Annotated in this window: 1 protein-coding gene; it reads left to right on the top strand. The window is 52.2% G+C overall.

Going from position 1 to position 251, the window contains the following annotated elements; all coding sequences use genetic code 11:
- Positions 1–251, top strand: a 251-nt coding sequence (locus tag B4920_RS27180) for a chromate resistance protein ChrB domain-containing protein (protein ID WP_139379738.1), incomplete at both ends; no start/stop codon positions are given.

Here is a 251-nt window from a genome sequence, read left to right on the forward strand (position 1 = left end):
TCTTGCGAGTGCCTGGTTGATTAGCCGTTTTATCGACCCCGAAGCACGCTTTGTGTGGTTGCAAGCCCCTCAGGATTGTCCCACTGACGCACTGGGATTTGATTTTGATGGCGCCAGTTTTACTCACCTCAATGGCAAGGTGACCTTTGAAGTCCTGTTGGAAAGTTTTGGGCTCGAACACCCCAGTTTAGCGCGCATGGGGGCTTTGGTACATTTTTTAGATGCAGGTGGGATCCAGCCTAGCGAGGCCT

The organism is Zoogloea sp. LCSB751, from assembly GCF_002028455.1.
Classification (GTDB): Bacteria; Pseudomonadota; Gammaproteobacteria; order Burkholderiales; family Rhodocyclaceae; genus Zoogloea.